The sequence below is a fragment of the Pseudomonas macauensis genome (genome assembly GCF_047902425.1).
GTDB lineage: Bacteria > Pseudomonadota > Gammaproteobacteria > Pseudomonadales > Pseudomonadaceae > Pseudomonas.
On record NZ_CP138377.1, the window covers coordinates 3146989 to 3173130 of the forward strand.

Sequence of the window (26142 nt, forward strand, 5' to 3'; positions counted from 1 at the left end):
GCGGCTGGCGCGCCGTGCCGGGGTCGAGCATAGGCGCCCGGCGGCCGGCGCCTCCCCTCCCCAACAGGACGGATCGGCGCCGGCCAGGGGCGTTCAGACGAACGCCGAGATGCCGGTCAGGGCACGGGAGATCATCAGTTTCTGGATCTCGGTGGTGCCGTCCGGAATCGGGATGACGATGGCTTCGCGGGCCAGGCGCTCGACGTCGAACTCCTTGGTCAGGCCGTTGCCGCCGTGCAGTTGCACCGCGTCGCGGCACACCTTCACCGCCATCTCGGTGGCGAACCACTTGGACATCGACGACTGTACGTCGCACCGCACCCCTTCATCCATCATCGAGAACGCGCGGAAACACATCAGCCGCGCGGCATCGAGCAGGGTCGCCATCTCCGCGATCTTGGCCGCCACCAGTTGGTGCGCGGCGATCGGCTTGCCGAACTGGTGGCGCTCCTGGGAGTAACGGATCGACGCTTCCAGCGCCGCGCGCATCAGCCCCACCGAGAGCATGCCGACGTTGGCGCGGGCCTTCTCGAACAGTTTCATGGTGTTCTTCAGGCCCGAGCCCTCCTCCCACACGACGTTGCGCGCCGGCACCCGCACCTGGTCGAAGAACACCTGCGCGGTGGACTGGCCGTTGAGGGCGATCTTGTCGATGTTGGCGCTCTGGTAGCCGTGCTCCTCGCGGTCCACCAGGATGTGCGACAGCTCGTTGGGGCCGGTGCGCACGGTGGTGATCAGGAAGTCCGAGTAGTGGCCGTTGGAGATCCAGGTCTTCTCGCCGTTGACGATGAAGCTGTCGCCATCGCGCTTGCCGGTGGCCTTGATGTCGATGACGTTGGAGCCCACGTCCGGCTCGCTGATGCAGAAGCCGCCGAAGGTGCGCCCGGCCATGATGTCGGTCAGGTAGCGCTCGCGCAGGTGCGCCTGCGACGGGGGCAGCTCGGCCAGGGTGACCGCCATGCCCTTGTTGATCATCACGCACAGGCCGACATCCACCGACACCGCGCAGAGTTCCTCGAACAGCATCGCCTCGGTGACCAGCGACAGCCCGAGGCCGCCGTGTTCCTCCGCCACGCTGACCCCGGGCAGGCCGAACTCGGCGATGCCCTGGGTGATCTCGCGCATGCGCGCCTTGGGGATGTGCTGGTCGCGGAACTCCCGCACCACGGGGCGGACTTCCGCCTCCAGGTACTTGCGGAAACTCTCCACCGCCAGCTTCTGTTCCTGGCTCGGCAAATTGACTTTCATCGGTCCTGCTCCTTGTACTGTCGTGACCGCCGCCGCTCGATGTGGCGGCCTACTCGCGGAGCCCGGCGCTGCGCTTGAGGCAGCCACCGGGCATGGACTCGACAGTACCGGGCCCCACCCCGCTCCCTCCCCCCCATCTACGGAGGGGCCGGGAGAGGCGCTCAGGACGCTTCGAAGAGGATCGGCTCGCCCGCCGCCAGCCAGGCGGCCGCGCGATGCTGGTACTGATCCTCGATGACGCTGCGCTTGATCTTCAGCGTCGGCGTGAGGAAGCCGTTGTCGACCGTCCAGACGTCCTTGACCACCACCAGGTAGTCCAGCTGCTCGTGGGGCTCGAGGCTGGCGTTGACCTGCTCCAGCAACGCCAGCAGCTCGCCGCGCAGGATCTCCCTCCCGGCCTCATCGGTCAGCCGCGAACGGCCGTCGGGTGACAGCAGCAGCAAGGCGAACGGCTGCGGCTGGCCCATGCCGGTAACGCAGGCGGCTTCCACCAGGTCGTTGACCAGGCGGTTCTCCACCGGTCCGGGCGCGACGTACTTGCCCTTGCTGGTCTTGAACAGTTCCTTGAGCCGCCCAGTGATCCGCAACCGGCCCTGCTCGTCCAGTTCGCCACGGTCGCCGGTGTGGAAGAAGCCGTCCTCGGTCAGGGTCTGCGCGGTGAGCTCCGGGTCGCGATAGTAGCCCATCATCTGGGTCCGGCTGCGCACCAGGATCTCGCCTTCCGCCGAAAGCCGGCACTCCACCCCGGGCAGGGCCTGGCCGACGTAGCCCAGGCGCACCTGGCCCGGCCGGCTGTAATGCGAGTAGCAGAAGTTCTCCGACATGCCGTAGACCTCCAGCAGCTCCAGGCCGAGGTTGCGGTACCAGTCGACGATCTCCGCCGGCAGCGGCGCCGAACCGGTGAAGGCGATGCGCGTGCGGTCCAGGCCGAGCATGCCGAGGATCTGCCGCTTCAGCGGCCCCGCGTCGGGGCCGGCCAGGGCCTCGCGCTGCTCATGGCCGAGCCTGGCGCAGACGCCCTGGTAGAACTTGGTCCACAGTCGTGGCATGGAAATGAACACCGTCGGCCGCGCCCGGCAGAGGTCGCGGGCAAAGGTCTCCAGGCTTTCGTTGAACAGCACCCGCACACCGTGGCAGAGCGAGTTGGACTCCACCGACGAACGCTCGGCGGCGTGCGCCAGGGGCAGGTAGGACAGCATGCTGTCGTCGGGCGTCAGCTGGCAGAAGTCGCCGCCGCCCAGCTGCGCGTAGGTGTACATGCTGCCGAAGCTGTGCATCACGCCCTTGGGCATGCCGGTGGTGCCGGAGGTGTAGATGATGGTGGCGAGCTGCTCGGGACGCGGCAGGCTCAGCTCGCGCAAGGGCGCGTGGCTGGCGGCCAGTTCTTCCCAGCTCGGCGCCTGCAGCGCCGGCGCCAGCGGCAGGGCGACTTGCGGCACTCCCGCGATGGCGGCCTGGCGGCCCTCGTCCCAGACGTCCAGGCGACCGATGAAGGCCAGCCGTACGTTGGCGTGATCCAGCACATAGGCAAGGGATTCGGCGCTGAGGGTCGGATAGAGCGGCACCGAAACGTGGCCGGCCATCCAGATGGCCAGGTCGGCCATTATCCAGTGCGCGCTGTTCTTGCCGAGGATGGCCACGGCGCTGCCCGCCGGCAGGTCCAGGCCGCGCAGGTAGGCGGCTATGCGCCGGGCCTGGTCGCCGACTTCGCGCCAGCTGTAGTCGAATACGTCCTCACCCACCGGCTGGCTCAGGTAGACGGCGTCGGGCAGGGTCTCCTCCCAGTGGAGGAATCGATGGAGCAAGGTCGTCGTATTGTTGTTGTCCATGCATCGCTCCTAAAGCGTTTCAGCGCCGCCGGAAGTCACCGCCCGGCGGCGTGGGGCGCGGCGTTGCGGCCGCGCCTGGGTGGTCCGCTCAGCGCAGGTTCCAGTCGCGCAAAATCTCCTCGCCGGCCGCGCCGCGCACCGGCACGGGCCCCGGTGCGGCCGCCGGGGTCGCCGAGAAGCGCGGCGCCGGGTTGGCCTGCAGCACACCGTCGACCCGCGAATAGACGCCCCGCGCGGTCATGTGCGGGTGCTGCGCGGCTTCGTCGATGTCCAGCACCGGGGCGAAGCAGGCGTCGCTGCCTTCGAGCAGCTCGCACCACTGGTCGCGGGTGCGGGTGGCGAACAGTTCGGCGAAGCCCTGGTGCAGCGTCTCCCAGCGCGACGGATCGTAGGCGTTGGCGTAGTGCGGATCGTCAGCCAGGCCCAGCTTCTCCAGCAACAGCTTGTGGAAGCGCGGCTCCACCGACCCCACGGAGATGAAGTGGCCGTCGGCGCAGCGATAGGTCCGGTACCAGTGCGGGCCGTCCAGCAGGCTGCGGCCGCGTTCGTTGTGCATCTGCCCGGCCGACTTCAGGCCGAGCATCAGGTTCAGCATGTGCGCGCTGCCATCGACGATGGCGGCGTCCACCACCTGGCCCTGGCCGGTGGCGCGGGCGTTCATGACCCCGGCGAGGATGCCCACCGCCAGGTACAGCGCGCCGCCACCGATGTCGCCGACCAGGCTGGGCGGCGTCATCGGCGCCTCGCCCGGCTGCCCGGACCACCACAGCGCGCCGGAGAGCGCGATGTAGTTGAGGTCATGGCCGGCCGCCTGGGCCAGCGGCCCTTGCTGGCCCCAGCCGGTCATGCGGCCGTAGACCAGCGCCGGGTTGCGTTGCAGGCAGACCTCCGGGCCCAGACCCAGGCGTTCCATCACGCCCGGGCGCATGCCTTCGAGCAGCGCGTCGCAGTTGGCCACCAGGTCCAGCACGGTGGCCACGCCCTCGGGGCTCTTCAGGTCCACGGCGATGGAGCGCTTGCCGCGGTTGGTCACGGCGTGGCGCTCCAGGTCGAGGTCCTCGGGACCGGCCTGCAGTCGGTCCACCAGCACCACGTCGGCGCCCAGGTCGGCCAGCAGCATGCCGCAGAACGGCGCCGGACCCAGGCCGGCGATCTCCAGGATGCGCAGCCCGTGCAGCGGGCCGCGGGGTTGTTGTTCTTGACTCATGATGGGTTCTCGCACTTCGGTTCGCCGGCCACGGGGCTCAGGCGAACACCCGCAGGATGGCTTCGGCGACGCAGGCCGGCTTGGCCGCACCCTCGATCTCGATGGTCATTTCGTAGGTGATCTGCGCGCCGTTGCCCTCCAGCGGCTCCCACGCCTGCACCCGGAAGTGCCCGCGCACGCGGCTGTCCACTGGCACCGGCTGGACGAAGCGCACCTTGTTCAGGCCGTAGTTGACGCCCATCTTCACGTCGCGGATCTCGAAGGCGTCGGTCATCAGCGGCGGCAGCAGGCTGAGGGTCAGGAAACCATGGGCGATCGGCTTGCCGAACGGCCCCTTGGCAGCGCGCTCGGGGTCGACGTGAATCCACTGGTGGTCGCCGGTGGCCTCGGCAAAGGTATTGATGCGCGCCTGGTCGATGGTCAGCCACTCGCTGCTGCCGATGACTTCGCCCACCAGGGCCTTGAGTTGCGCGATGCTTTCGTAGCTCTTTTTCATTGTTTTCACTCGCAAGGATTGGGGGCGTCAGCCACGCAGTTCCGCCTGCAGGGCGGCGGCGCAGGCGGCTTCGTGGCGGTCGCTGCTGCCCAGTTGCAGGTCGGCGACGATCGCGCGCTTGTAGTAGTGGCCGACCAGGTATTCCTCAGTCATGCCGATGCCGCCGTGCAGCTGGATGCCCTGGCCGCAGACGAACTTGGCGGCGCGGCAGACCAGCATCTTCGTGGCCGACAGGGTCTTCTGCCGGGTCGCCTCGTCGTCGTTGGCCAGCGAGGCCAGCGCCCCGTGCAGCATCGAGCGGGCCAGTTCCAGTTCGGCGGCCATGTCGGCCATGCGGTGCTGCAGGGCCTGGAAGCTACCGATGGCCACGCCGAACTGCTGGCGAACCTTGAGGTATTCGGCGGTGACTTCGATGGTTTTTTCCATCGCCCCGATCAGCTCGGCGCAGAGCACCACGGTGCCCTGGGCCAGGCCCACGCGCAGTGCTGGCAGGCCCTGGCCGGGCTGGCCCAGCAGCGCCTCGGCGCCGACCTGCACACCATCGAAGGTCAGTTCTTCGACCCAGGTGTCGTCATGCAGGCGCAGCGCCTGGCGACCCAGGCCGGCACTGGCGCCGTCCACCAGCAGCAGGCTGATGCCCGGCACGCCGGGGATGCTGGCCGAGACGATGAACGCCGAGGCATCCACCGCACCCAGCACCAGGGTCTTGCGCCCGCTCAGGCGGTAACCCTGGCCCTGGGGCTCGGCGACCAGGCCCACAGGCTCCGGCATGCCACGGGAAGCCGGCTCGGCGTAGGCCAGCGCGATGCGCAGGCTGCCGTCGGCCAGTTGCGGCAGCAAACGTGCCTTCTGTTCCTCGGCGGCGCTGGCCAGCAGCGTCTGTGCGGCCAGCACGGCGCAACCGAGGAAGGGTTCCAGTACCAGGCCGCGGCCCAGCTCCTGGGCGATGATCACGCTGTCCAGCACCGAGCCACCCAACCCGCCATGCTCCTCGGGCAGCGCGGCCATCAGCCAGCCATTGGCTGCGAAGATGCCCCAGTTGTCGGCGCTGCCGTTGCGCCCGGCCTTTACCAGCGCGGTGCGCGCCTCGAAGCTGTACTGCTTGTCGATATAGCGTCGAACGCTGTCCTGGAGGAGCTGCTGCTCAGAATTCAATACGAAGTCCATAACCCCATCCTGATCAAAGTTGGAACAGCATCTTGACGATGATGCCGCGCTGCACCTCACTGGTGCCGCCGTAAATAGTGGAAGCGCGACGGAAGAACATGTCGTTGGCAATGCCGCGCGCCAGTTGCTGCAGGGGGTACGGCCGCTCCGGCGCCTCGGCATGCGGATGCGCATAGGCGACGGCGCCATAGCTGCCCAGTGCCTCGACCTGCGCCTCGGTGAGGCGCTGCTGCAACTCCGTACCGCGCATCTTGAGCATCGACCCCAGAATCGGCGATGAGGGATCGTGTCGCTGCTCCAACTGCGCAACCCGCTGCACCAGCATCCCGATCGCTTGCAGCTCCGCATCCAGCCGTGCCAGCTTCAAGGCGAACTCCGGGCGCTCGATCAGCGGCGTGCCGTCCACCGGCAATTTGCTGGCGAACTCACGGAGTTCGCGCATATAGCGCCGGAGCGCGGGCAAGTCCGCCGCAAAGGCGTGTTCGTTATTGAGCAGGAACTTGGTAATGGCCCAACCCTGGCCCTCCGCGCCCACCAGATTCGTGACGGGAACCCGGACGTTATCGAAGAAGGTTTCATTCAGGTGATGGGCATCGTCGATGCTGCGAATCGGCCGCACGCTCACACCCGGGGATTTCATGTCCACCAGCAGGAAGCTGATTCCCGCCTGTTTCTTCACCTCGGTATCCGTGCGCACCAACAGGAAGATCCAGTCGGCTTCGTGGGCATAGCTGGTCCAGATCTTCTGGCCGTTGACGACGTAATGATCGCCGTCTCGCACCGCGCGGGTTTTCAGCGACGCGAGGTCCGATCCGGAACCCGGCTCGGAAAAGCCCTGGCACCACAAGCGCTCACCCCGGAACACCGCGGGCAGATGCTCGTCACGCTGCTCCTGTGTCGCAAAGACATTCAACACCGGCCCGAGCAGGGTGTGCACGAATCCATCGAGCGTGGGCGTGCCATGGGCGACGCATTCTTCATCGAAGATCAGCTGCTGCTGCACCGTCCAGCCGTTGCCGCCGTGCTCCTTGGGCCAATAGGGAGCGCTCCAGCCCTGTTCGCTGAGCAATTTCTGCCAGCGCAGCACTTGATCGCGAGGTGAACGCGTGCAGCGCGGCAACCCCGTCAGTTCCTTCGGAACGCGCGACGCGATGAACGCCCGAACCTCCTCGCGGAAGGCCTGCAAATTGGCATCAGGTTGAAAATCCATCATCGCCTCCGGTCAGTCTTTGCGATACAGGGTGACCACACAGGCACCGCCGATACCAATGTTGTGCTGCAGCGCCACGCGCGCGCCTTCCACCTGGCGTTGTTCCGCCTGGCCACGCAGTTGCTGGACCAGTTCGGTGCACTGCGCAAGGCCGGTGGCGCCGATCGGGTGGCCCTTGGACAGCAGGCCCCCGGACGGGTTGACCACGTAACGGCCGCCGTAGGTGTTGTCGCCATCATCGACGAATTTCTGCGCACCGCCTTCCGGGCACAGGCCCAGGGATTCATAGGTCAGCAGCTCGTTCTGGGCGAAGCAGTCGTGCAGCTCCACCAGGTTGACGTCCTCGGCACCGAGGCCGGCCTGCTCGTAGGCCTTCTGCGCCGCAGCGCGGGACATGGAGTAACCCGCCACGTCGCGCATGTCGCCGGAACGGAAGGTCTCGGCGCCGTCGGTGGTCAGCGCCTGGCCGGCGATCCACACGCTGCCGTCGAGGCCATGCTTGCGCGCATAGGCTTCGCTGCACAGCACCGCTGCCGCCGCGCCGCAGGTCGGCGGGCAGGCCATCAGGCGGGTCATGACTTCCGGCCAGACCACCTGATCAGCCATCACGTCCTCGACGCTGACCACCTTGCGGAACACCGCCTTGGGGTTGTTCGCCGCGTGGCGGCTGGCCTTGGCGCGGATCTTGGCGAAAGTCTCCAGCGGCGTGCCGAAGCGCTTCATGTGCTCGACGCCGGCGCTGCCGAAGATCCGCAGGGCCGCCGGAATCTGCGCGGCGCCCGGAATGGCCGCGTCGCACTGGTCGAGGAACAGCTCCAGCGGGCTCGGACGGTCGGCGAAGGAACTGGGAATGGCGCCCGGCACCATCTGCTCGAAGCCGAAGGCCAGGACGATGTCGACCATACCGCTGGAGATCGCCTGGTTGGCCAGGTACAGCGCGGTGGAACCGCTGGCGCAGTTGTTGTTGACGTTGATCACCGGGATGCCGGTCATGCCGACGTTGTAGAGCACGCGCTGGCCCGAGGTGGAGTCGCCGAAGACGTAGCTGGCGTAGGCCTGCTGGATCGACTCGTAACCGACGCCGGCATCGGCCAGCGCCAGGCGTACGGCCTGCTCGCCCATGGCCACGTAGTTCTCGTTCTGGCCCGGCTTGACGAACGGGATCATGCCAACCCCGGCGACCACTACTTTCTGCCCCATCTGCTTCTCCTCGATCTCTGCGTTGGCGGCGCCCGCGGCGGGTTCCACACCCGGCCTGCGCCAGTGAGCCTCCAGCATAGGGATACCCACCATGGGCGGCCCCTCCCCAATAGGATGGGGTGGCGGCCGCCCGGCCTCCGCATCTTCCCCATCCTGACATGGCGCCGGCCGCATGGGCGCCCAGGCGACGTGGCGCAATAATGGCAAAAGCCGGGTTTCCCTGGGAAACCCGGCTCCTTGTACCGCAGGCACCGGCGCTAGCCGGGCAGTACCGCCCCGGCGTAGGCCGGCCCCTGCTTGCCAAGGAAGCGCCGCACCGCCTCGGCATGGTAGAGACTGTTGCCGCACAGCGACTGGGCTGCGGCTTCCAGCTGGGCCATGGCCTCGCGGTCGGTCTCGAAGGCGCGATTGAGCAGGGTCTTGGTCAAGCCCAGGGCCCTGCGCGGTGCCTCGTCGAACTGCCGGGCATAGGCCAGGGCCGACTCCAGCAGGCTGTCCTCGGGCAGTATCGCCTGGGCGATGCCCAGCTCCAGCGCTTCCTGCGCCGCCACCGGGCGTGCCGAGAAGAGGATTTCCTTGGCCTTGGCCAGACCCACCAGGCGCGGCAGGCTGTACAGCAGCGACAGGTCGGGAACCAGGCCGATGCCGACGAAGGACGGCAGCAGCCGGGCGCGCGGCGTCATGAAGACGAAGTCGGCGGCCAGGGCCAGGGAGAACCCCGCGCCCACCGCGGCACCGTCCACCGCGGCGATCACCGGCATTTCCAGTGTCGCCAGGGCGGTGTGCCAGCGCTGGTGGCTCAGCACCAGGTCACGGCCGAAGAACGCCGGGTCCTCATGGGCGCCGTCATCGGCGAGATCGGCCCCCGAACAGAAGGAGCCACCGGCGCCGGTGAGCACCAGCGAGCGTAGCGAGTTGTCCGCCCGCACCGCCTCGACGCCCTCCAGCAAGGCCTGGGCCAGGCTGGCGTCCAGCGCGTTGCGGCGCTGCGGGCGGTTCAGGGTGAGCAGCGCGGTCCTGCCGATCTTCTCAAGGCGTAGCGAAGCGTCGGTCATGCGATTCTCCCAATGCGCGCGTGCCGGGCTCAGCCCAGATTGCGCGCGATGATCAGCTTCTGGATGTGGCTGGTGCCTTCGTAGATCTTGGTCACGCGGGCATCGCGGTAATAGCGCTCGACCGGGAAGTCGTTGAGGTAGCCATAGCCGCCGTGGATCTGCAGCGCGTCGGAGCAGACCTTCTCGGCCATCTCGCTGGCGAACAGCTTGATTGCCGAGGCTTCCTTCGAGCAGCGGATGCCGGCCTGGCACAGGCGCGCCGCATGCAGCATGTACACGTGCGACACTTCCACCTGGGTCGCCATGTCGGCCAGATCGAAGGCCACGCCCTGCAGATTGATGATGGGCGCGCCGTAGGCTTCGCGTTCCTTCGCGTATTTCACCGCGGCTTCCAGAGCGGCACGGGCAACGCCGGTCGCCAGCGCGGCGATGGCCACGCGGCCTTCGTCCAGGTTGGCAATGATGTGTTTGTAGCCGGTCCCTTCCGCGCCCAGCAGGTTGCCCGCCGGCACACGGCAGTTCTCCAACTGGATCGCGGCCAGGTTGGCCGTGCGCTGCCCCATCTTTTCCTCATTGCGCGCAACCACGTAACCCGGGGCGCTGGGGTCGACCATGATCAGACTGACGCCCTTCTTGCCGGCGTCCTTGTTGGTGACGCTCACCACGATGGCCACGCCCGCTTCGCCGCCGTTGGAAATGAACTGCTTGCTGCCATTGAGCACATAGTGATCGCCGTCGCGGCGGGCCGAGGTGCGGAAGGCCGCGGTATCCGAACCGGCGTGCGGTTCGCTCAACAGGAAGCAGCCGATCCTTTCCCCGCGGATCATGGCAGGCAACCATTGTTGTTTCTGCTCCTCCGTACCCTCGCGGAAGATCGACAAGGCGACGGAGTTGTGCACGTGCAGGACGGTGGCAAAGCCCGCGTCGACGGCGGCGAATTCCTCGATGACGAGGCAGTACTCCACGAAGTCCATGCCGACACCGCCGTACTCTTCCGGGATGTGCAGGCCGAGATAGCCGAGTGCGGCGATGGCATTGAGTTCGTTACGCGGCCAGGCGCCGGTGCGGTCGCGCTCGGCGGCAGTCGGCGCGACCACTTCCTGGGCCACCTTGCGGGCGGCGTCGCGGATCATGACTTCCTGTTCACTCAGGAACACTGCGGATGTATCGCTCATATTCTTCCTCACGAAGGGGGCGGATTGCCGATGTGGTGCTTTGCGACGAGCCGGGCAGGCACGTGCGCCATGTGGCCAGAGTGCCCGCCGGCCACATGGCGCGCGCCTCCCCTCTTGGTAGGGGAGCGGCCGGACGTCAGGGAATCACCCCCTGCTGGCGAGCCAGGGAAATCGCCGCATAGCGGCTGGATACGCCGAGCTTGGCGAGGATGTTCTTCACGTTCCATTTCACCGTGCCGAAGGTGATGTTCAGGGTCAGGGCGATACGCTTGTTGGACATGGCCTGGGCGATCAGCCCGAGGATTTCCACTTCGCGCGGGGTCAGGATGCTGCGCGGCTCGGCACCCGGCGCACGGCGGGCGGTTACCGGTTCCACCTCTTCCGCGTCGCGCCCGCCACGGGCCAGCAGCTCGTCGAGGTAAGCGGCACAAGGGCCTTCCAGCCCGCCCTCCTCGGCCAGTCGTTCGAGCAGTGCCAACAGGCGCGGCCCCTCGTCGAGCAGGGTGCGCACCAGGCCGAAGCGCGCGGCGTCCTGCAGCACTGCCGCCAGGCAGTCCATGGCCTCCTGCTCCTGCCCCAGGTCGGCATGGGCGATAGCCGCCAGCAGCCGCGCCTTCACCGCCGTGCGGCCACGGCCATAGCGCTCGGCAAAACCGCCCACTCGCGCCAGGCACTCCAGCGCCCGGGCCGGCTCGCGCTCCGCCAGGGCCAGGCGCGCCCTGGCGAAGGCGGCAATCGTGGCTACTTCGTCGCGGCAATCGCCACGGTAGCCCTCGGCCAGGGTTTCCAGACGCACTACCCGCTCCGAGGCGCGGCGCAAGTCCCCCTGGCCCAGCCAGGTCTTGGCCTGCTCGGCCAGCATCAGCGCCTGCGGTCGATCCAGACCGAGCTTGTGGAAGTGCGCGGTCTGGGCCTCGAGGAACTCCTGCAGCGCCTGGGGCGACTCGCGCAGCGCGGCGATCCGTGCGCGACACACCGAGGCACGGGCCATCACGTCAGGCATCGACGACTGCAGGATGCCGTTGCGGTTGGCCAGCACCGCCAGGGCCTCGTCGATGCGGTCCAGTTCGTAGTAGGCGTCGCAGAGATTGGCCGCGCACAGGCTGGCCGACACCGAGCTGCGCCCATAGCCCGCCTCGGCGCGCGCCAGCAGGTTGCCGCCAAGGCGCGCCGCCTCGGCGGCGTCGCCCCCGCGCAGCAGGGCGAGGATCAGGGTGCTCTCGTAGACCAGCGCCATGTCGTTGTCGCGGTCCTCGGCGAGGATCGGGTTGTCTTCGTGCAGCCGGTGTACGGCGTCCACCCGGCCCAGCAGCAGATAGGCGGTGGCCAGGGCCGACAGGCTGATGTAGCGCAGCGAGCGGTTCTCCAGCGGCGCCCGCTGCGCCGGCTCCAGCAGGCCGATGACCCTCCGGGGATTGTCCAGCTGCAGGGCGATGGCGGCGTCGGCCAGGGCAAAGCGCGAGGACAGCGCGGGATTCTTCGCCGCCTCGGTGCGGCGGATCTGCTCCAGCCAGCGCTCGGCCTTCTCCGGGCGAGCGGTGAAGGCGTAAGTCAGGCAGCCGACGATGAACAGCCGTGGATGGTCGAACAGCGTCTCCTGCGGCAGGCGCTCCAGCAGGTGCAGCATCGGGCTGATGCAGGCCATGCTCCAGGCGGTGCTGGCGGCCTGCTCCATGGCCGCGACGGCGAAGTCGAGGTCGCCGCCCAGGTTGGCGTGGCGCACTGACTCCACCAGCAGCTCATGTTCGGCGAACCACTGACTGGCCCGGCGGTGCAGCGCCTCCACCGCCGCCGCGCCGCGCATCGCCAGGCGCTGTCCGAGGAATTCGCCGAACAGTGGGTGGAAACGGTACCAGGGCATGCTGTCCTCGGAGTCGACCCGGTAGATCAGCAGGTTCTCGTCCTCGGCACGCTGGATCAGCGCGGCGGCCTGGGTGCTGCCAGTGACGAAGGTGGCCAGGTCGGCGTTGAAGCGACGGAATGGCGACAGCTGCTCCAGCAGCCCGATCAGTTCCGGCGCCAGGCACGCCACCACGTCCTCGGCCAGGTAGGCCTGCAGGTCGCTGGACTTCCACAGCAGCGAGCGCAGCTTGGGGCGCCGCGCCGGGCGGATGCGCAGCATGGTGGCAATGGGTTGCAGGCTGGCCGGCCAGCCGCCGGTCAGCTCGTGGATCAGTTGTTCCTCGTCGGCGGTGAGCCTGAGGCTGCCCAGGTTGCGCTCGAAGAAGGCACGGGTTTCCTCCAGGTCGAAGGGCAGCTCGGCGAAGTCGATCTCCGCCACCTGGCCCTGCATGCGCAGGCGCCCCAGGCTCAGTGGCGGCGTGCTGCGCGAGGCGATCACCAGGTGCAGGTTGGCCGGGCAATGGTCCAGCAGCTTCTGCAACAGACGGTGGGCCAGCGGCGCCTCGACGTGGTGGTAGTCATCAATCAGCAGGTACAGCTCGCGCCCGGCCTGCTCGGCCTGGCGGGTCACCAGCGCCACCAGCGCCGCCAGCGTGGATTCCCCGGCTTCGTCCAGGGCCAGCCCGGACTCCACCGCGATGCCCAGGCGCTGCAGGGCGGCCAGCAGGTAGGCGAGGAAGCTGGGGTACTGGCGGTCGTCATGGCTGAGCGACAGCCAGGCGACGTCCAGTCCTTCTTTGAGCAGCGCCTGGCGCCACTGCGCGAGCAGCAGGGTCTTGCCGAAGCCGGCGCCGCCAGTGATCAGCGTGAGGTTGCCCAGGCGCGCCTCGTGCAGCCGCTCCAGCAGCTGGGCGCGCGGAATGTGCCGGGTATTGAGGCGCGGCGGGGAGAATTTGGTGGCGACCAGCAGGTCGTCGGAGTTCATCAGCGAGCTTTGCATCTTCTTGTTAGCCCTTGCTCTGGCGTTAGGCGGACGGCGGTAGCGCACGCAGACCCGTGGCTCCGCTCTTCTGGGTACTGGCCAAAGGCACGGTGGGCCCGGCGCATGCCGTCCGCCCCGCCGCGCCCTTTCCTCGACGGCCACGTCCATCCTGCACCAGCCCCTGCGCCGCCGACCCCGTCCGCAAGGGGGGGGGAGCGGCGCCGATTGGCTGGCGTAACGTGCAAATCGACCGTATCGACCCCCGTCCGCGAGGAGCAGAAATGAGCGAATCCGTTAAGTTTGAAGTGAAAGGCCAGGTAGGCTGGATCACCCTCTCCCGTCCCAAGGCGATGAACGCCCTGAACCCGGAGATGCTCCAGGCCATGGTCGAATGCCTGAAGGCCTGGGAAGTCGACGCCGACGTGCGCGTGGTGGCGCTGACCGCCACCGGCACGGCGTTCTGTGCCGGCGCCGACCTCAAGGTCGCCGGCGCTCCGCAGCCCGGCGAAATGGACCTGCTGGACAACATCGTCGCCTTCTTCGACCGCCTGCGCGTGTTCCCCAAGCCGGTGATCGCCGCGGTCAACGGCCTGGCCCTGGCCGGCGGCCTGGAGACCGTGCTGTGCTGCGATTTCGTGATCGCCGCCGAAAGCGCCCGCTTCGGTGACGCCCACTCCAACTTCGGCGTGTTCCCCGGCGGCGGTGGCGCGGCCATCCTGCCGCGCAAGATCCCGGAAAACGTCGCCAAGTACCTGCTGTTCACCGGCGACTCGCTGCCGGCGCAGGATATGAAGACCTACGGCCTGGTCAGCGAAGTGGTGCCCGACGGCGAATTGCTGGCCCGCGTCCAGGCCATCGGCGACAAGCTGGCGGAAAAGAGCCCGCTGGTGCTGCGGCGGATGAAGCGCGTGGCCGACGAGGCCGCCGACAAGTCCCGCGCCGATGCCCTGCGCCACGAGCTACTGGAACTGCGCAACCACCAGCGTTCCTACGACATCGCCGAGGGCCTGCGCGCCTTCGCGGAGAAGCGCAAACCGGCCTTCAAGGGCTATTGATCCCGCCCCACCACCGAGCATTTCGAGGAAGCGATGGAAAACATCTATATCGTCGGCGTCGGCATGACCGCCTTCGGCCGACACGCCGACAAGAGCGTCAAGCAGCTCACCGCCTGGGCCGTCGAGGACGCCCTGAAGGACGCCGGCTGCGATCGCCGGTCGATCCAGGTCGCCTTCTACGGCAACTGCACCCAGGGCCATTTCGACGGCCAGCACATGATCCGTGGCCAGGTCGCCCTGCTGCCCCTGGGCCTGGACGGCATCCCGATCTTCAACATCGAGGGCGCCTGCGCCTCCTCCAGCCACGCCTTCAACCTGGCAGTCACCCAGCTGCGCGCCGGCGCCGCCGAGGTGGCCCTGGCCGTCGGTGCGGAGAAGATGTTCTACAGCGACAAGCAGAAGATGTTCTCGGCCTTCGAGTCGGCCTGGGACATCGAGACCTTCGAGGACAACAGGAACTACCTGGCCGCCATGGGCAAGGGCATCATCCCGCCGCCCGGCTCGCAGTCCGAGAAGCCCTACAGCCCGTTCATGGACGTCTACGCCGCCCTCGGCCGCGGCGGCCTGATGGAGCGCTTCGGCATCACCCAGCGCCAGCTGGCGGCGGTGTCCTCGAAGAACCACGGGCACTCGGTGCACAATGAGCGCTCGCAGTACCGCAATGCCATGAGCATCGAGGAAATCCTCGCCGCGCCGCCGATCACCTACCCGATCACCCTGCCGATGTGCTCGCCGATCTCCGACGGCGCTGCCGCCGCGATCCTCTGCACCGAGTCGGCGCTGAAGAAATACGGCTTCGACAAGAGCCGTGCGATCAAGGTCCTGGCCAGCGTGGTGCGCTCGGCGTCCGCGCGCGCCGCCGACGATTTCGCCAACGGCTGCACGCACCTGGCCGGCAAGGCCGCCTTCGAACAGGCCGGCATCGCCCCGCAGGACGTCGACGTGGCCGAAGTGCACGACGCCACCGCCATCGGCGAGCTGCTCTCCATCGAGGCCCTGGGCCTGAGCGAGCCGGGCATGAGCGGCGTGATGGCCGAGCGCGGCGACTTCACTCTGGGCGGACGCCTGCCGGTCAACCCCTCGGGCGGCCTGGAATCCAAGGGCCACCCGATCGGCGCCACCGGCATCGGGCAGATCTTCGAACTGGTGGAGCAACTGCGTGGCAATTGCGGCAAGCGCCAGGTCGAGGGCGCGCGCATCGCCCTGCAGGGCAACGGCGGCGGCCTCTGGCGCGTCGAGGAGTCCACCGAGCACGTCGGCATCTTTGCCCGCGCCTGATCACTATCCTTGACGGGAGCGGTACCTCGCTCCCGTCGCGACAACAACAAGATCCATGAGGAACCACAGCATGACCATTCGTTTCGATGATCGCGTCGCCATCGTCACCGGCGCCGGCAACGGCCTGGGCCGCATCCACGCCCTGCAACTCGCCGCGCGCGGAGCCAAGGTGGTGATCAACGACTTCGGCGGCAGCCGCGACGGCACCGGCAGCTCCTCCGACGCCGCCCAGGCCGTGGTCGAGGAAATCCGCAAGGCCGGCGGCAACGCCATCGCCAACGGCGCCAACGTCGCCGACTACGAGCAGGTCCAGGCCCTGGTCCGGCAGACCGTCGAGGCCTTCGGCCGCGTCGACATCCTGATCAACAACGCCGGCATCCTGCGCGACAAGTCCTTCGCCAAGATGGAGCTGGCCGACATCCATGCCGTGCTCAACGTCCACCTGCTGGGCTCGATGTACTGCTCCAAGGCCGTCTGGGACCTGATGAGGGAGCAGAACTACGGGCGCATCCTGATGACCACCTCGGCCGCCGGCATGTTCGGCAACTTCGGCCAGGCCAACTACGGCGCGGCCAAGATGGGCCTGGTGGGTCTGATGAACATGCTCGCCATCGAGGGCCGCAAGAACAACATCCACGTCAACACCCTGGCGCCCATGGCCGCCACCCGCATGACCGAGGACGTGATGCCGGAAGAGCTGCTCAAGGCCAGCCGCGCCGAGCAGGTCAGCCCGGGCGCGCTGTTCCTGGTCAGCGAGCAGGCACCGACCAAGCTGGTGCTGGGCGCCGGCGCCGGCGTGTTCTCCGCCGTGCGCATGGAAGAGACCACGCCGGTGTTCCTGGGCAGCGAGCTGACCCCGGAAGACGTGCAGGCACACCTGGAGCAGATCACCGACTGGAGCAGCGCCGGCCCGCGCAACGATGCCAACCAGCAGGTCGGCCTGTTCATCGATACCGCGATGAAAGCCCTCAAGGGCGCCTGATCGGCGCGGGCGACTGCCAACGCAAGCCCGGCCCGCGCGGCCGGGCTTTCGTACATCCGCGCAACGACCAAACGCCATGCGGCGCCCCCAGGGGCGCGGTTATCATGGGCCGGTTCCGCGACGGCCCCGAGATGGAGAACAACAATGACAACCATGAATTTCTCGCGAACCATCGGCAACCTGGCGGTCCGCTTCGGCGAGCGCGAGGCCCTGGTCAACATCGAGCGCAACCGCCGCTACAGCTTCCGCCAACTGCACGCCCTGACCAACCGCATCGTCAACATGATGCGCGAGCGCCTGCAACTGCGTCGCGGTGACGCCTACCTGTGCATCCTGGAAAACGACAACATCGCGCTGCTGCACGCCTGGACCGCGCTCAAGGGCGATGCCGCGGCGGCGTACACCAATTACCGCGATGCTTTCGACGAGCACCGCTGGCAGGTCGAGTTCATCCGCCCGAAGGTGGTGTTCATCGAGAACGCCCTGCTCGACAGCCATTTCCCCATGCTCCGCGAACTGGGCATCGTGGTGGTGTGCATGGACCCGCCGGCGACGCCACGCGACGGCCTGCTGTATTTCTGGGACCTGCTCGAAGGCGTCTCGGACGCCAACCCGGACGTCGAGAACGACATCCAGCATGACGCCCTGGTCTACCGCTTCACCGGCGGCACCACCGGCCAGGGCAAGTGCGCCACCTACACCACCGACAACTGGCTGGCCCTGCGCGACTCGATGTACATGGAGAGCGAGCAGCCCTACCAGCCCGACACCCGCTTCCTGCACATGGCGCCGATCAGCCACGGTTCCGGCCTGGGCCTGCTGCCGACGCTGTTCCGTGGCGGCTGCACGGTGACCCAGAACGTGCCCGACATGGTCCAGCTGTGCCGCAACATCGAGGCGGAACGCATCACCATGACCCTGCTGGTGCCGACCATGGTCTATCGCCTGCTGGAAATGCCCGAGGCCAGCCACTACGACCTGAGCTCCCTGCAGACCCTGGCCTACGGCGCCGCGCCGATGAGCCCGGCCAAGCTGCGCCAGGCCCAGGAGCGCTTCGGCAACATCTTCATGCAGATCTACGGCGCCACCGAGAGCCTGCATGCGGTGGCCATCCTGGGCAAGGCCGAGCACCTGAGCGCCAGCGAGCAGCAACTGGGCTCCGCCGGGCGCATCGCGGCGGCCGCCGAGGTGATCATCGTCGACGAAGACGGCAAGGAGCTGCCCCTGGGCCAGACCGGCGAGCTGTGGGTGCGCTCGCGCGGCACCATCGGCGGTTACTACCGCAACCCCGAAGGCACTGCCAACGAGTTCAGCAATGGCTTCTGGAAGTCCGGCGACCTGGGCTACATCGACGACCAGGGCTTCCTGTTCCTGGTCGACCGCAAGAAGGACATGATCATCACCGGCGGCTTCAACGTCTACGCGGTGGAAGTCGAGGCGGCGCTGAACGCCCACGCGGCGGTGTCCAACTCGGCGGTGGTCGGCATCCCCCACGAGGAATGGGGCGAGGCGGTACACGCCGAGGTGGTGCTCAAGGCCGGTGTGCAGGTTTCGGTCGAGGAGTTGCAGGCCTACGTCAAGGAACGCCTGGGACGCTTCAAGGCGCCCAAGTCCATCATCCTGGTCGATGCCCTGCCAGTGAGCGTGGTGGGCAAGGTGCTGCGCCGTCAGGTGCGGGACAAGTACTGGAAGGACAAGGCGCGGCGAGTGTCCTGAGGCCCGAGGGCCCGCCCTGCTTTTGTAGGAGCGAGCTTGCTCGCGAACCAGCCCCACTGCGGATCCGTTCGCGAGCAAGCTCGCTCCTACAGATACCTGTGAAGCATGGCATCATGGGGCAACTTCCCTTTCCGGGAAGTCCGCAGTTGGGTGTCCCCCCTCACCCCAGCCCTCTCCCGGAGGGAGAGGGAGTTGTCCGTACAGGCTGACACCGCGGCTTCATCCTGCGCCGAATGGTCCCTCTCCCGCGTGCGGGAGAGGGTTAGGGTGAGGGGCCCTTGCCCCCGTAGGAGCGGACTCCGTCCGCGATCCGCCAGCCGCACCTCAGGACAGCGGTTGCGGCTCCGGCATCTTCCAGCCGCCATCGAGAATCACCGGCTGCGGCAGGTAGTAGCGGATCATGTAGTTCCACCCCGGCATGATCGGCAGACAGTTCACCACCCCCGCCTTGCAATCACCGAAGCGCACGCTGACCTTGCCGCCCTCGCCCTTCTGCGCCGTCAGGTTGTTCAGGGTATAGGCGCCCAGTTCGTTGCGCTGGAAACGGCCCTGCGCATCGTAGACGCTGATCGACCAGAACGCCCCCACCGGAACCGCCGGCACGTCCAGGCGGTAGGCGGTGGCGCCGTCGTTCCGTGGCGGCGTGACGATCTGGTAGAAGGCGTCCCGCTCCGGGTTGCCGCCCCAGGCGATGGCGCTGCCGACCAGATGCCGCAGCGGATCGACCTGTCCCGGCGCGCCGAACATGCCACGCGAATCCCCCACTGTCGTACCAAGGACGATCAGCGCGGCGCGCAGGCGGTCCTGGCTGGCCTTGTCCCAGGCGGGAACGGCGAACTGGCCGGGGCCGCCGGGCTGGCTCACGCTGATGCGGTCCTGCAGTGCATGCGCCTGCTGCAGATCCTCCTTGCTGGAGGGGTCGATCAGGGTCCGTACGCCGAGCAACACATAGCGCGTGCCGACGTCCTCGCGGGCGATACGGTAGCGTCCTGCGCGGTAATGCATGGCGAGCACATGGTGATCTTCATCGATCACCGCCAGCGAACGGTAGCGCTTGCCGGCCTCCGGCAGCTCCACGGTGACCGGCCCGGCGTCCAGGTCGAAGACCGCGGTGGAATACAGGGTGTCGCGGTTGGGCCGCACCACCGTCTTGGCATCCACCGGCATCAGCTCGCGCCAATGGACGAACTGGCCGAAGCCGCCGCGCTGCGCGGTAAGGGCGAAATAACGATCCGACTCGGCACGCACGAAATTGTCGAGCGTGACCGGCACCGGTGCATCAGCGGCATGGGCGGCGCCCGCCAGCAGCAGGGCCAGCGTGGTCGCCAGGCGCAGGGGTTTGAACATGGGACGTTCTCCTTGTCGATATGTCATCAGGAACCTTTGACGATGGCCGGCGGGAAGTAGCTGCCGTCCGCTACCGCGCCCTTGGCGCCGTAGTAGCGGAACACCAGGCGGTATGGCAGGTCGGCGCGGGTCGGCAGCCAGTTGCCCTCGGGTGCGCCGGCGGGTTTCTGCGGGGCGAAGTAGAGCGTCAGCGACCCGTCCGCGTTGTAGGTCAGCGGCGAGTGGTTGTTGAGCAGGAAGCGCTGCAGCGGATTGGGCAGTACGCGGAAGCTTTTCGCGTCGGTCGCGGTAATCGACCAGAAGTACTCTGCCTGGCTGGCTGGCAGTTGGTCTGCCGGGAAGGTCAGGCTGTAGCTGGCGCCGCCGTCGAGGGGCTTGCCGTCGGCATCCAGCGCACCGCGGAAGTAGTTCACCTCATTGCGGGTGTTGGCCCAGATGCCGCCGTAGTTCACCAGCGTGCGGGTCAGGTAGTTGCTGCCATAGGTGCCGCTGACCGGCGGCCGCGACCAGCCGTTGCGCTGGGTGCCGCCGCCCAGGGTCGGCGAGGCCTTGGCGAGATCGGCGTAGGCGCGGCTGCGGATGATCTGGTCGATGCGCTGGCGCTGTTGCGGGTCACCGATCGCGGCGGCAACGGCGCGCACCTTGGCTTGCAGCGGCGCCATGCCGGGGTTGATATCGGGTTCGGCCAGGGCCGCCTCGGCGCCGTCGAAGATTTCCACGCCGGGCAGCTTCGGCCAGGCGAAGTCCGCTACCGACGGCACCTGGGGCAACGCCGGCTTGCCGGTGGGCTGCAGGGTGAAGGCGCGTTGCAGGCGTTCGGCGCCCTGCGGGTCGGCGCCCAGTTCGACGCGGGTCAGCAGGCGCGCGCTACGTACCGGCAGGTCGATTCGACGGACATCGGCGGGCAGCTTCACCTGCGCGTCCTTCAGGCAGAAGGCGAACTGGCCGTCGGGGCGCTCGGGGTAGGTGCGCTCGTTGACGTTGGCCAGGGTCTCGCCCCAGCCGTTGAGCACCTGGGCGGTGTAGTAGCGGCCCTGGACCTTCGGCACGCCGAGCAGCGTGCAACTGTGCTCGTCCAGCGCCAGCCAGGCTTCGGAATAGGCGACATCGAGGTTGGGGTTGGGCCAGTCCACCGCACCGGGCTTGCGGTGGACCAGGTTGTTCCAGCCCATGCCTTCGCTCAGGTCGATGCGCTGCTGGCGCAGCACCAGCGTGCGGCCGAGCAGGTAGACGTAGGCGTCGCTGATCGCCTGCGCGTCCACGGCAGGCGCGGCCTCGCTGGCCAGGGCGACGGGGCAGGTCGTCAGCAGTACGCTTGCCGCGACGGCGCTGAGGGCATGGGGCATCCGCATGGGGGTTTTCTCCGGCATGAATGAAAGGGCAGAGTAGTCCGCCCTTCCCTTTCACCGGCCCCTCCCCTTGTGGGGGGATCGTGCCTGTGCCTCAGTCCCGCAGCGAGGCCATGTCGATGACGAAGCGGTATTTCACGTCGTTGCGCTCCATGCGCTCGAAGGCCGCGTTGATGTCCTCCATGGCGATCAGCTCGCACTGCGGCAGCACCTCATGCTCGGCGCAGAAGTCCAGCAGTTCCTGGGTCTGCGCCAGGCCGCCGACCAGCGAACCGGAGATGGAGCGGTTGTTGCGCGCCAGCAGCGCACCGTGGATCGGCTCCAGCGGTTCCAGTGCGCCCACCAGCACCAGCTTGCCGTGGCGGCCGAGGAGCATCAGGTAGGGGTTGAGGTTGTGCTGCCGGGGGATGGTGTCGAGGATGAAGTCGAAGCGGTTCGCCGCCGCCTTCATCGCCTGGGCATCGCTGGACAGCAGCACGTCGTGGGCACCGAGGGCACGGGCGTCGTCGGCCTTGCCGGGGGAGCTGGTGATGACGGTCACCTCGGCGCCCAGGGCCACGGCCAGCTTCACCGCCAGGTGGCCGAGGCCGCCCAGGCCGAGCACCGCGACGCGACTGCCCTGCCCCACGCCGTGCTCGCGCAGGGGCGTCCACACGGTGATGCCGGCGCACAACAGCGGGCCGGTGAAGCGCATGTCCAGCGCTTCGGGCACGCGCAGCACGAAGCGCTCGCTGACCACGATGTTCTGCGAATAGCCGCCGAGGGTCACTTCGCCGTTCTGCCGGTCGCGGCCGTTGTAGGTGGGCGTGGCGCCGTGTTCGCAGTGCGGCTCTTCGTTCGCCTCGCAGGCGGCGCAGTGCTGGCAGCTGTCCACCAGGCAGCCGACCGCCACCCGGTCACCCACCTTGTAGCGGCTGACCGCCGGGCCGACGGCGCTGACCAGGCCGACGATCTCGTGGCCGGGCACGCAGGGGAAGAGGGTGTTGTTCCAGTCGTTGTGCGCGTAGTGCAGGTCGGTATGGCACACGCCGCAGTAGGCGATTTCGATGGCGACGTCGTCCGCGCGCAGCTCGCGGCGGTCGATGCGCAGCGGAGCCAGCGGTGCGCGGGCAGCGCTGGCGGCGTAGCTGAGGCATTGGGACATGGATGACTCCTGATACGAAAACCGGGCCGGCGGCGCCGACCATGCAAGGTTGCGCCGCCGCCCGGTGCGGGTGGCGGCGGGATCGGGGTTCAGAGCGACGGACGCAGCCAGGGCGCCGGGGTGGTCTCCGGCGAGGCGATCTGGTTGCTGATCCACTTGCCCATGCGGCGCATCGGCTCGATGGCGTCCTGCGGGGCGGCGAACTTCATCGCTGCCGCGTAGCCCAGGGATACGATGCGCTGCGCGCCGTACAACGGCAGCACATCCTTGATCCGGTCCTTGATCGCCTCGGGGTAGACGCCGACGGTCTGGGTGTAGGCGTCGACCGCATCGAGCATCTGCTCCAGCGAATCCACCGGCACCAGGTTGGCGGTGCGGTCGTCCAGGCTGGCGGCGAAGGACACCGCCTCGGGCAGCTGCGAGCAGATGATCGCGCCCTCGCCTTCGCGGCCGCCGATCACCCGGTACCAGTCGTCATCCAGGCGCAGCGCGTCGACGTGGGCCTTGAGCCCCGGGTCATAGCGCTTGGGCCGCGTGCTGACGGTGTTGGGCAACGCCAGCAGCGCCTCGTAGACGTACTGGCCGAAGCGGTTGAGGCGCTCCAGCCCGGCGCTGTCGGTGCCGCTCTGCACGTAGGCCACCCGCGAGCAGACGCAGCCCTTCTGGTTCAGCACGCCGATATCGGTGGCCAGGCGCACCGTCGCCTCGCGCAGGCTGGCCTCGCTGGCGAAGGCTTCGCTGCCGATGATGCTGGCGCTGCGCTTGGGATCCAGGGAGATCAGCTCCAGCCCCGGCTGGATGTAGCGGGTGACGTGCTTGAGCGCAGCGAAACCGCCCCAGGCGACGATCTTCTCGATGTTCTGCGGCTGGTACAGGCGCTGCTCCAGGGCCTGGTCGCCGCCCTTCCAGTAGGCCACGCTGAGGTGCTTGGTCAACGGGTGGTCGGGCGCCATGTCGATCATGGTGCGGGCGATGGCCAGGGCGGTGAAGGGGTCGTTGGACGGCGCCTTGATGATCGCATCGCTGCGCAGGACCATGTTGCGCACGATGGTCCACAGGGACAACGCCACCGCGTTGCCGGCCACGATGTGCAGCGCACGGGAGCCGAAGCAGCGGGTCTCCAGCTCGGTACCGTCGAGCAGGCGCTGGCGCACCCAGCCCTCCAGGTAAGGGATGCCGACGGTACTCTCGGCCATCTCGATGATCGCCTCGCGGGTCAGCAGGTGGCGCAGGTTCATGTAGGCGCCGCGCACCATGGTCGGGGTGGTCGGTGCGGTCAGGTAGGACAGCTCGCAGGCTTCCTGCAGGTAACGGTTGCTGGCGAAGTCCAGGCGCTCGGCGAGGGCCTCGCAGTAGTCGAGGATGTCCTCGAAGCTCAGCGCGTAGAGGTCGGCCAGCTTCGCCGGGTTGCCCAGCGGCAGGCGGTCCAGGTAGCGGTGCGCGTCGGGGGTGAGGAAGGTCAGGTCGCCGCCGCGGCCGCCGACCTCGATCAGGTGATCGGTGATGACCTCGCCACGGATAATCATCGGTGCGATGGGATGGCTCATGGCTCAGGCCTCCAGCGTGCTGAGGAAGTCCATCGCTTCGCGATGGGCCTGTTCGGACGCGGCGCAAGTGATCTTGTCGTCGCCGCCGTTCTTCTCGCTGTAGCGCTGCACGGGCCCGACCACATAGCGGCTGTGGCGCCCGCAGGGGCAAGGCGCGTCCCACTCGACGGTGACTTCGTCGCCGGTGATGAAGCCGCCCCAGCGCAGTTCCGCACCCAGGTCGAAGAAGGCTGCGCGGCCGGTCTGGCGGCCGCTGCGCGGCAGGGTTCCACCGGTTTCCGGATCGAGCACGAAAGGAATCGCGGTGTGCGCGAAGTGGTAGTTGCCGTGGTCGCACAGGGCGTGGGAACCGCTGACCACCTCGGACATCGCGTAGGTCTCGTTGATGCGCTGGGCGCCAGTGAATCGCAGCACCTCTTCGCGCCAACCCTCCGGTTGCACGACACCCTTGGCGCCGCCGGTGGTGGCGATGAAGGAACCGGGGTGGAAGACCCCTTCCAGGCCGCGCGCCAGCCCTGCCTTGGCCATGTTGTGCAGCAGGTTCCAGGTGCCGCCGATATAGACGCGCTGGCCCTTCAGGCGCTGGGTCATCTCCTCGAAGAAGGCCGCCAGGTGCTGCGGCATCTCGGCCTGCAGCTGGTCGTAGGCCTGTTTCTTCGCCAGCAGCGCCGGGCTCAGTTGCAGGCGGTCGAGGGTGCCTCGGGCCTGGGCCGCGCGGACCTTGGCGCCCAGGTGCAGCACGTCGCTGGAGAGGGTCGCAGGATAGGCCGGGTGGAAGTTGTCCAGGCTCGGCAGCAGGCCGCGCATCAGCGCCATGTTGCCGCGCACGTGGCTCAGGTAGCCCTTGCGGTAGTACGGGTACAGCGCATGCAACTGCGGATCGGGGGTATCCGGGCCCTGCATGTCCCAGGCGAACAGCCGGCGCACGCTCGCCGCCTTCTCGAATTCGCGGGTGCCCAGCGGCAGGAACGACAGGGTTCCGGAAGTGCCCGAGGTATGGCTCAGGCACAGCTGCGGCACCTGCGCGTCGATCGCCTCGAACCAGTCGTCCAGCCCCTCGCAGCCGCTCACGTCAGCGGCCAGCAGGGCTTCGCCGATCTCCGGAGTCACCAGCTTGGACAACCAGCGGTTGATCGCGGCGAAGTTGTTGTTGTCCAGCAGTGACGGCGGGTAGGACTTGAAGACGGTGTGCTCGAACAGCAGCGGGACGACATCTTCGAGCCGCTCGATGCGCTCCACGCCCTCGGCATCGGCCAGGCGCTTGAGCACCGGGATGCGCTCGCGCAGTTGCGTGAAGCGGCGTTGCAGGGCGCGTATCTGCAGGGCGTCGATCTCGGTGCGGGGCAGTTCGTTCCAGGCCTGGCGGGAATGGCCGACCAGGGCGACGGGGTCGCTGAGCAGCAGGTCGACCTTTTCGTCGATTGTTCTTGTCATTGTTCCGGGTCCTCGCTTGCACCCTTCGTACCGCCGCCGGCACGAAGGACCGGCTGCCCGCCGCGGGCAGCCTTCATGGCAAACCCAGTCTAGGGACTGGCAGGCCTGTGCTGTTCCGGATTCCCGATGTTTCTTGTGATAGACAAGCCGTTGAATTAAAACGACTTTTATCAGGATTCGGAGACGCTTTCCGAATCCGCGGTGAGCAGCCCATGGAGCATGCGCGCCAGCAGGCGCACGGTCTGTTCCTGCTGCAGGAAGTCGGGGCGCTCGATGACCAGCGCGCGCGGCAGCGCCGTCACCGCCTGGTAGGCGAGAAAACCTGCCAGCTCGCGGTCGCGCACCCGCACTTCGGTGGAAAATCGCTCGACCAGCGCGGGGATCACCTGGGACACCCAGAAGCCATCCCCGCGCACCATGTCCAGGCGCACCAGCTCCGCCTGGTAGGCGGTCTTGATGCTCAGTTCGGAGTCCAGCCGCAGCCAGCGCTGCAGCGCGGCCAGGCCGGTGTGCAGGAGCAGTTCGATGCCATCCATCAGGCAGGCGGAATCCGGCAGCGCGCGAATGCTGGCGATGACCTCGACCCGCGCCTCGCTGCGGTAGTCGTCGAAGATCGCCGCCACCAGCGATTCCATGGTGGGGAAGTATTCGTAGATGGAACTGATGGCCACCCCGGCGTGTTCGGCGAGGCGGTGTACGGTGAGCGCCGCCCTGCCCTCGCGTTCGAGGATCTCCCGGCCGGTGATCTTCAGCGCCGCCACCAGCGCCACCGAGCGCGCCTGGCGCGGGCGCTTGCGCTGGGGCGCCGGCAGCGCCACGCGCAGGACCGGCTCGGCCGGTTCCTGCGCGGGTTTGTCGATGGGCTTGCGGGGCATGGAC

General features: G+C 67.9%; 20 protein-coding genes. 4 read left to right on the forward strand and 16 right to left on the reverse strand.

The genetic code is table 11. The features are described from left to right. Positions 1-93 precede the first annotated feature (93 nt). The 10 genes from SD196_RS14580 to SD196_RS14625 all read right to left on the reverse strand — a co-directional run bounded on the left by SD196_RS14580 (position 94) and on the right by SD196_RS14625 (position 13429). Positions 94-1248: an acyl-CoA dehydrogenase family protein gene (locus SD196_RS14580; protein WP_416310294.1), complete on the reverse strand. Its 1155-nt coding sequence runs from the start codon at positions 1246-1248 to the stop codon at positions 94-96. Between the two features lie 161 nt (positions 1249-1409). Continuing rightward, complete coding sequence (locus SD196_RS14585) at positions 1410-3077, reverse strand: AMP-binding protein (RefSeq protein ID WP_416310295.1); 1668 nt, start codon at positions 3075-3077, stop codon at positions 1410-1412. A gap of 88 nt (positions 3078-3165) precedes the next feature. Next, entirely contained in the window at positions 3166-4284 is a 1119-nt protein-coding gene (locus tag SD196_RS14590) for a CaiB/BaiF CoA transferase family protein (protein WP_416310296.1), read from the reverse strand. A gap of 37 nt (positions 4285-4321) precedes the next feature. Beyond that, positions 4322-4780: a MaoC family dehydratase gene (locus SD196_RS14595; protein ID WP_275611738.1), complete on the reverse strand. Its 459-nt coding sequence runs from the start codon at positions 4778-4780 to the stop codon at positions 4322-4324. Positions 4781-4807: 27 nt separating this feature from the next. After that, the gene (locus SD196_RS14600) at positions 4808-5947 is read right to left on the reverse strand and encodes an acyl-CoA dehydrogenase family protein (RefSeq protein WP_275611737.1); all 1140 of its coding nucleotides are present in this window, start codon (positions 5945-5947) and stop codon (positions 4808-4810) included. Positions 5948-5960: 13 nt separating this feature from the next. After that, positions 5961-7160: an acyl-CoA dehydrogenase family protein gene (locus SD196_RS14605; protein WP_416310297.1), complete on the reverse strand. Its 1200-nt coding sequence runs from the start codon at positions 7158-7160 to the stop codon at positions 5961-5963. Between the two features lie 9 nt (positions 7161-7169). Next, positions 7170-8357 (reverse strand): lipid-transfer protein, encoded by a 1188-nt coding sequence (locus tag SD196_RS14610; protein ID WP_275611944.1) that lies wholly within the window; start codon positions 8355-8357, stop codon positions 7170-7172. Positions 8358-8614: 257 nt separating this feature from the next. Then, the gene (locus tag SD196_RS14615; protein WP_331319395.1) at positions 8615-9412 is read right to left on the reverse strand and encodes an enoyl-CoA hydratase/isomerase family protein; all 798 of its coding nucleotides are present in this window, start codon (positions 9410-9412) and stop codon (positions 8615-8617) included. Positions 9413-9441: 29 nt separating this feature from the next. Continuing rightward, entirely contained in the window at positions 9442-10587 is a 1146-nt protein-coding gene (locus tag SD196_RS14620) for an acyl-CoA dehydrogenase family protein (protein WP_275611735.1), read from the reverse strand. A 136-nt stretch (positions 10588-10723) separates the two neighbouring features. Continuing rightward, positions 10724-13429, reverse strand: a complete 2706-nt coding sequence (locus SD196_RS14625; RefSeq protein WP_416310298.1) for a LuxR C-terminal-related transcriptional regulator — start codon at positions 13427-13429, stop codon at positions 10724-10726. A 263-nt stretch (positions 13430-13692) separates the two neighbouring features. Here SD196_RS14625 and SD196_RS14630 point away from each other — a divergent pair, with 263 nt between their 5' ends. The 4 genes from SD196_RS14630 to SD196_RS14645 all read left to right on the forward strand — a co-directional run bounded on the left by SD196_RS14630 (position 13693) and on the right by SD196_RS14645 (position 18442). Continuing rightward, positions 13693-14466 (forward strand): enoyl-CoA hydratase/isomerase family protein, encoded by a 774-nt coding sequence (locus SD196_RS14630; RefSeq protein WP_416310299.1) that lies wholly within the window; start codon positions 13693-13695, stop codon positions 14464-14466. Between the two features lie 33 nt (positions 14467-14499). After that, a complete protein-coding gene (locus tag SD196_RS14635) occupies positions 14500-15744 on the forward strand; it encodes a thiolase family protein (protein ID WP_416310300.1) in 1245 nt (414 codons plus the stop codon). Between the two features lie 70 nt (positions 15745-15814). Continuing rightward, positions 15815-16726 (forward strand): SDR family oxidoreductase, encoded by a 912-nt coding sequence (locus SD196_RS14640; protein WP_331319398.1) that lies wholly within the window; start codon positions 15815-15817, stop codon positions 16724-16726. A 144-nt stretch (positions 16727-16870) separates the two neighbouring features. After that, entirely contained in the window at positions 16871-18442 is a 1572-nt protein-coding gene (locus SD196_RS14645) for an AMP-binding protein (protein WP_416310301.1), read from the forward strand. A gap of 324 nt (positions 18443-18766) precedes the next feature. Here the strand turns inward: SD196_RS14645 and SD196_RS14650 are convergent, their stop codons facing one another. From SD196_RS14650 to SD196_RS14675, 6 genes are all read right to left on the reverse strand, one after another. Next, positions 18767-19789 (reverse strand): DUF1254 domain-containing protein, encoded by a 1023-nt coding sequence (locus SD196_RS14650; RefSeq protein WP_416310302.1) that lies wholly within the window; start codon positions 19787-19789, stop codon positions 18767-18769. Between the two features lie 26 nt (positions 19790-19815). Further along, a complete protein-coding gene (locus SD196_RS14655; RefSeq protein ID WP_416310303.1) occupies positions 19816-21141 on the reverse strand; it encodes a DUF1214 domain-containing protein in 1326 nt (441 codons plus the stop codon). 91 nt (positions 21142-21232) lie between these two features. Beyond that, positions 21233-22282 carry an NAD(P)-dependent alcohol dehydrogenase gene (locus SD196_RS14660; protein WP_275611727.1) on the reverse strand — a complete coding sequence of 350 codons (1050 nt, stop codon included), beginning with the start codon at positions 22280-22282 and terminating at the stop codon, positions 21233-21235. Positions 22283-22371: 89 nt separating this feature from the next. Next, positions 22372-23829 carry an acyl-CoA reductase gene (locus SD196_RS14665; RefSeq protein ID WP_416310304.1) on the reverse strand — a complete coding sequence of 486 codons (1458 nt, stop codon included), beginning with the start codon at positions 23827-23829 and terminating at the stop codon, positions 22372-22374. Positions 23830-23832: 3 nt separating this feature from the next. After that, the gene (locus SD196_RS14670; protein WP_416310305.1) at positions 23833-25263 is read right to left on the reverse strand and encodes a hypothetical protein; all 1431 of its coding nucleotides are present in this window, start codon (positions 25261-25263) and stop codon (positions 23833-23835) included. A 170-nt stretch (positions 25264-25433) separates the two neighbouring features. Then, the gene (locus SD196_RS14675) at positions 25434-26138 is read right to left on the reverse strand and encodes a TetR family transcriptional regulator (protein ID WP_416310306.1); all 705 of its coding nucleotides are present in this window, start codon (positions 26136-26138) and stop codon (positions 25434-25436) included. Between the last annotated feature and the right edge of the window lie 4 nt (positions 26139-26142).